Origin of the sequence: Enterobacter cloacae complex sp. IR5384 (assembly GCF_049237265.1) — a bacterium.
GTDB classification, from domain to species: domain Bacteria; phylum Pseudomonadota; class Gammaproteobacteria; order Enterobacterales; family Enterobacteriaceae; genus Enterobacter; species Enterobacter cloacae.
Map to the genome: position 1 here is coordinate 1 of NZ_JBMKHJ010000069.1, position 6,537 is coordinate 6,537.

Genomic DNA, 6,537 nt, shown 5'->3' on the forward strand with positions numbered 1-6,537 from the left:
AAAAAAGTACGATCGACACCCGTTTTTCATGGCTGAAAACGGGGGATGATAAGCGTGCTCCGATGACGGAAGCAGATTATGCAAAATTTAAAGCTCATGCAGAAGCGTTGTGCTTTGATTCCGGATCTCTCGGCAGCGGAAGACTGTGGCATTTCGAGCCTAAGGTGATAATTAACCACTTAAGGAACTGTAGTTGGTTGAGTTTTTCTGAAATGAAACAAATAGTACCCAGTCATGCACTTCGACAGTCCGGTAGAAATCGATATGCCTGGGAAGCGATTAATACAAATTTAAGAGAGTCCGGCTCTATTTTAAGCAATCAAATTTCAAATTTGAACTATGCAATGAGGAAGTATTGTATTAACACTTCATTTAGAATTGCATGTTTTTTAGGAAATGCAATACAAGAAACGGGTTGGCTAAGTACTCTTCACGAGGGAAATGGTAGCAATCTTTGGTACGCACCATGGTATGGACGAGGTTTTCTCCAATTAACTAACCCAGACAATTATTTGAATTATTTTAAATATATTGGGAAAACTGTTCAGGAACCACTTAGACAAATCCTGGTTAATACCTATGCTTCAATCGCAGCTCAGCCTCCTGGAAATAGATCTAATGCTACACTGCAAGATCGTCACTTCCCTACGCTTTCAACAGAGTTTATTGAGTTGAGAAACGATGTTAGCAATAGTGATTCATCTAGCATATTAGCTGCGGATAGTGCCAGCTTTTACTGGGTTAAAAATAAAATGGCTAAATATGCTGATAAAGAGCATGTTTTAGAACGAGTATCACTTAACTCAAATGCTGGGGTTAAATATTACTATAGGAGTCCTAGTTTTTGGGAAGCAAGTGCAGCAGTAAATTTGCCTGGTCGAATCGGTTCACTTTACCATCGTTCACTCAATGGATTTGATTCGAGATGCTGTGCGTAAGGTGTAGAAATTGCTGTTTTAACCGAAAATAAATTCCCGAATGCTTCCGGTAGTTTAGTAGTATATTTTCCGGAAGGATAAAAGCATAGGAAATAACGTTATGAAATTAGTTTGCATGTCATTCTTTCTTAGTATCATCAGTTCTTTCGCTATGGCTTCTGCGACTACTGCTAATGATGGAAGTTCATCAGTAATTAGAAGTTTGTCATCTGATTCTAATGCTGATATTTCTTCATCATCTAGCTTTGATTCATGTAATGTACATTTCAGTGACTATGAATATCCAAAATTAACTGATGACGAATATTTCGAGAAAAAGTATCCTATATCTGAATGGAGTTGCCTATATTCAGGAGAGGCTTTTGAAGCCGGGTATGATAGCCAGCAGGTTAACAATAAAGGTATTAATGTTAGCAGTTCAGACAATAAAATTATTTACGATTATAAAAACAAAGATTGGAAACTAGTCCCTGATAAAACATATGTTAAAAATGGAAATCCTAATCATCTATCATTAGTGAAGGTGAAAGGTAAAAATTCAAATGGGTTTATGGCTGTCAACCGCATGGCTAAGTTCAATGATGGAAGTGTCGGTGAAAGTGTTTATTTCTGTTTGATTCACAAAAATAACGCTCTTTGTGGTTCAGGAAACAGTGCTGTAATGAATGCTGGTGAAGATTTATCTAAAAAGACACTGAAACTTCTTGAGTCTATCTCATTTGATGAAAATTAAGATTTTTAAAATTGCAATTCTGAAGCCTGATGCTTACGGTAAAAATTACAGTTAATTATACGATGAAGTGTGAATGAGTTCTTGAGTGATTATGAAAAATGCAATTATATTGCTGAGCTTAGCTGGTGTGGTTAATTTTTATTCGCCAGGTGTGCTTGCGAATGCTGCGGATGTATCAGCTGCAGTAAAGAACTATACTTTTAAAGAAGGGGAGGCTTACGGCTTATCTCAAGTTTACAAGGTTAATGCTCCAGATGTTGGGTTTCCTCCTTATTATATTTTTATGAAATTAGGTGTTGAGTATGCATATCCTTTTGTTTTTAACCGCGAGGGTGTACCAGGGAAAGATGAGCCTTATAGCCGGTGCAATGTAGTACTAAACTTTAATGCCCAATATCTTATACCGGACAGGAAATATAACTCAGGATATGCGGAAGATTCTGAACCATGCCTCGGTATGGAAAAATTGTGGATTATTAAAGGTAGTAAAGATATTAAATGGTTTGTGACTGATACTTTATACAAATCTGAAGGTGATACTCCGGAGAAAACAGAAGAGGTTTACTTTTATACAAATGGTAATTTTTGCTTCTCTCAAGAGGCAAGTGTAAAGCTAGCAGCGAATAAAATTACTATGGAAGGCCTAAAAAATATAGCCTTAGATAAGAAAGATTTCGAGCAATGCGCAAAGTAAATTGATTTTTAAATATTATGTTAAATAAGTATGATGTTAACGCTAGTAATAGAGTTGGCCTGTTTTTAGGTTAAGGAGTTGTTGGGTCTGGTTATTTATTGTCGATGCAGGGAGTTAGTTAGTAACAGGTAAAAAAAGACAGTGAAAAAATGGTGTAAATATTGATATAACTGTTGGTGGTAAATTAATTCCTGAATCTAAGAAAAATAAAAATACAGAGCTTGGCCATTGGTATGGCAGTGTTCAGGATGAAGTTGATGAATACTATTCTGGTATTAAATGTAACTCCAAAGGTGGGCGTATTGCTGGTTCGTATAGCTGGATAATAGGGTAACAGCGGAGACTTAGATGTTCACAAATTTCGAGGAAGAGGATTTAAAATACTTACTGGGTTGGACACGTATTCAAGTTATTGGGTGTATCGTGGTTGGCTGAGTAAGAGTGACTTTGATAATTCATGGTGGAGTGATGCTGAATATAAAAAATGGCATGAAGAAAACCCCTCCAGAAATAGAATCTCCTCACAAGATAACTGAGATCCCATATAACTGTATAGATACTGGTGGTTTTTTATCGTTGGTTTTAAAATGAAGGATGTATTTCCATCAGATAAAGATGATTCAGTTGTTGAAAGCAAGTGCCAGGATCTATTTTTAGGGAGTAAACTATGAATTATAAGGAGGGATTCTCCTCCCCAAGAACATTGGGTATGGGGCTAAGTGAATAAATAATCTATCATGGGAGGACTCAGTAGCACGGAGAATAAATCCAGGGAGAATGGCATTTGAGGACGTCAGATGGCCTGCGTTTAAGCATGCTTGGTATATGCTTAACGATTCTACAGACCAGGAATCCGATTATTTTGCCATTACGGCGTAAAGAATCCACTCGCATAACAGGTTGCTTTGACACGGTTCCCCTAAAAAGGGGGGGGGCTAAAAACATTTATACGCTGTTTCTTAAAATTTTTCTTATTGTATTGTTTCACTGTATGTCTGAAGCATCAGGGACTGAGGTGAAACATTTCCACATCGGTTTGCTTCGGGTGTAGCCCAACAGGAACAATCACCACCTCCATAGCAAGTGGTTTAAGGATGACAATAAAAATGAAACTTTTAAAGTTGTTAATAGTGTTATTTGTATTAATGTTTTTCTCATTTTTTGCAATGAGTTCAAATTCAAAGACAACTCCTCAACAGATAGTCAGTGATTTTATAAGTGACTATGAGCAATGGAATCAATCTGCTACGCAAAATTTAAGTGAAGATACAGGCTTTCAGGCGAAAGACGAGTACATTAAATTACTGAATAAATATTGCACTCAATCTTCTGATAGAATTGGTTATGATTTTTATGGGCAATATTCTTTGCGTATTGCCGGAGGGGAGAAGGTAATCAACATCAAAAAAACAATCAGCACGTTATAATTAAAACTGGTGTACCGTCTAGATTTGGTGAAACCGAGTCTGATATGGATTATTTTGAATATTATTTAACTCTATTAAAAGACAAGTATTTAATTGAAGAAGTGTATCAATTGACAAGGTCTGGTAAAAAAATAAAAACGTTATAATTATCTGATTTTAAATCAAAGATGCCCATTTGTAATATGCTTGCTGGAGTATTTGATTTAGAACTTGTTAAGTATAGCGTTTGAAATTTTATTCTAGATCTTTGGCTAAGAAAATATGTCTTATTCCCTTAAATATTTTCCTGAACGTTACATGCAACCAGTTCCATCAAAAACATTATCCTGGCGTCGATGCTGGTTATCAGCATAATCCTCATGCGGATATTCTGGCACTGCATCTTCTCAATTTCCGGTTTATGAAAAAACGAAATTTGTCGAGATAAAAAATCCTGTATATGGTGCATTGATGGTCTTTCGTACATATGTTGAATCAAGTGATGAATTTACAGGAAATGGACATGTAACGTTTGTTTATGGAAAAACGAGTAATGGTGATATTGCTGGGTTAGGCGGCAACCAGGGAGGTAAAGCATATGGTGGAGGTACTATCAAGTTATCAATGTATAGTACCACGAAACCAACATCCAGATTCAAAATGACTGTCAGAAAAATAGCAGAAACCCCAGTATTTCAAAAATTTTATAAGTATTATATTCCTGTGGCGTATAAAGAATATTATTCAAAAATTTCGGTGGAGTTACCTTTAGTTGATGTTGACGATGTTAATAAGAATTTATTCGGGTTTGATAGTGAAAATAAATCTGCGAATGATGAAGGTGGTGGTCGATGAAAAATTATAGAATTATAATTGTGTTACTGTTGTTGTCATCTAGAGTGCTGGCAGGAGACCCCGGTGGAATATCCTTACTTGTTAAGGCCTTGCCGTCGGCTAGTGATTATAAATATGTTCTTGATGGCTTTTTTAGAAATTATTACGGTATGGACAATCCTCGTACTCCTACGTGTGATCAAAAAGATTATGTCCCATATATTGATAATATATATCTGAATACCCTTCCTAAAGATATTGATGACAGTGTTTTAATAAAGTCTATAACAGACTCATCGGCCAGAACTCAGATTGCTAAAATATTATCATCTTACTCTGATGATCAAATTTCTGGGTTTGATGGAGTTCTTTTTTATGCTGCTAACGATAATAAATTGTTTATTTACACGTTTGATTCAAAATCTCCAGTGTATATTTTCAAAAATGAGTTGAATATTAATGATATTATTAATTTTAAGTTTTTGGGAAGATCTATTTGCCAGTCAATAAGCTCAAAAATACTCCCTCCTAGCCCTTGATGATATTGAATCAAGCAAATTTATTTCGATTGTATTTGATATCGAAGGAATTTAGTGTGAATGTATACGGCATTGCTCGGTAGTATAATATATCATTTCCTAATGAATTGCACCCTTGATAATCAATTTCTGTAAGCAAAAGTGGTAGCAATACTACTGATTAGTCTGAAGAACCAGCAGTTAATCCTCCAGCCTCAAAATCAGTGAATAAACAACCACGACAAAATAGATAGATAAGTACCAGTAAAAAATACTGGAATCGGTTGGGGGGGGGCGGAAATCCGATTGCGTTACTCCCCAATGAACAGAGAGAGGCTCCATGGATGGCAGTTGCATTAGAGGAAGGAGATGCTCGATGGAAATGGAAGCGTGTAAAGGAAGGAGATGGTGGAATAAACTACCATAAGAAGACTGGCATTAATATAGCATCAATGGTTGGTTTTGGTCGGAATATGCAGGCAGGGTAGCGCCAGTTCTCAATCCTTCAAAAAAACAAAAATTTCATAAAAATATCTGAGCCTATATATGGTGCAATAGTTGTTTTGCGGAAAAAAGGCTCCTGGACAGGGCATGTTGCTTTTATATACTGTCTTTTTGAAGATGGTGAAATAGGTGTGCTTGGCGGAAATCAAGGAAATAGTGTTACAATAAATCCATTATATCAAGTTTATATGAATGGACATTTAAATTATGAACTGATAGGATTCTATATACCTAAGTCATATTACCTTTATGCACAAAAAATAATAAGTTCAGGTATGAGGGAAACTACGATGTCTAATATTGCAGAGTTGCGTGAAAGCCTTGTAGCCAATCTACCCTCGAATGAGGATGAAAGAACGAGGTAATAAATAAGGGGGGGGGATATGAAGTGTTATTTTGTTTTAGCGGTGTTCCTTGGTTACAGTTCCTGCGTACTGGCAGAAGAGTGTATGGATAATGCAAATATAAATTCTTTAAGAGAGATATTTAAGGAAAACAATAAAAAGTTGCTGATTGAAATGTCTTCACAAGAAGTAAGGCATTATATTGAAAGTGATTTATTGATCAAAAATGAATACAGTACACTTGTTAATGTATCTGAGGTTTACTATGGCTGGGGTGTTGACAAAAAAACAAAGTATCCTGTTAACACCTCGGCAGTTTACCCAAAAAAAAAGTGTGTGTATGGAATATATCTTTTGCGCTACCAGAGTACATGCGAAAAAAATGTGATGATGATGGTGCTTATGGATATTTTATTGAATTTAAGAAAGTTAATGGAAAAATAGTTCTGTATAATTACACCTTGACCTGCTCCCCGTTGATTAGTACACCCCGATGTTAGTAATGTCTTCATAAGCCACATGAGGACATCCCCATGAAGAAGCGTTTTTCCGACGAACAGATCATC

Annotated in this window: 6 protein-coding genes and 1 pseudogene; all 7 read left to right on the forward strand. The window is 35.9% G+C overall.

Translation table 11 applies throughout. The features are described from left to right. Positions 1-938: pseudogene (locus tag ACOTX3_RS25515) on the forward strand (M23 family peptidase); the annotation flags it as partial. A gap of 100 nt (positions 939-1,038) precedes the next feature. Then, entirely contained in the window at positions 1,039-1,671 is a 633-nt protein-coding gene (locus ACOTX3_RS25520) for a hypothetical protein (RefSeq protein WP_127869320.1), read from the forward strand. Positions 1,672-1,762: 91 nt separating this feature from the next. Beyond that, the gene (locus ACOTX3_RS25525; protein WP_127869321.1) at positions 1,763-2,365 is read left to right on the forward strand and encodes a hypothetical protein; all 603 of its coding nucleotides are present in this window, start codon (positions 1,763-1,765) and stop codon (positions 2,363-2,365) included. A 1,106-nt stretch (positions 2,366-3,471) separates the two neighbouring features. Next, positions 3,472-3,792, forward strand: a complete 321-nt coding sequence (locus tag ACOTX3_RS25530) for a hypothetical protein (RefSeq protein WP_127869322.1) — start codon at positions 3,472-3,474, stop codon at positions 3,790-3,792. Positions 3,793-4,242: 450 nt separating this feature from the next. Then, complete coding sequence (locus tag ACOTX3_RS25535; RefSeq protein ID WP_058679608.1) at positions 4,243-4,626, forward strand: hypothetical protein; 384 nt, start codon at positions 4,243-4,245, stop codon at positions 4,624-4,626. After that, the gene (locus tag ACOTX3_RS25540) at positions 4,623-5,144 is read left to right on the forward strand and encodes a hypothetical protein (protein WP_058679607.1); all 522 of its coding nucleotides are present in this window, start codon (positions 4,623-4,625) and stop codon (positions 5,142-5,144) included. Before ACOTX3_RS25535 ends, ACOTX3_RS25540 begins: the two co-directional genes overlap by 4 nt. Before the next feature lie 932 nt (positions 5,145-6,076). Continuing rightward, the gene (locus ACOTX3_RS25545) at positions 6,077-6,415 is read left to right on the forward strand and encodes a hypothetical protein (protein WP_234355727.1); all 339 of its coding nucleotides are present in this window, start codon (positions 6,077-6,079) and stop codon (positions 6,413-6,415) included. The last annotated feature ends 122 nt before the right edge of the window (positions 6,416-6,537 follow it).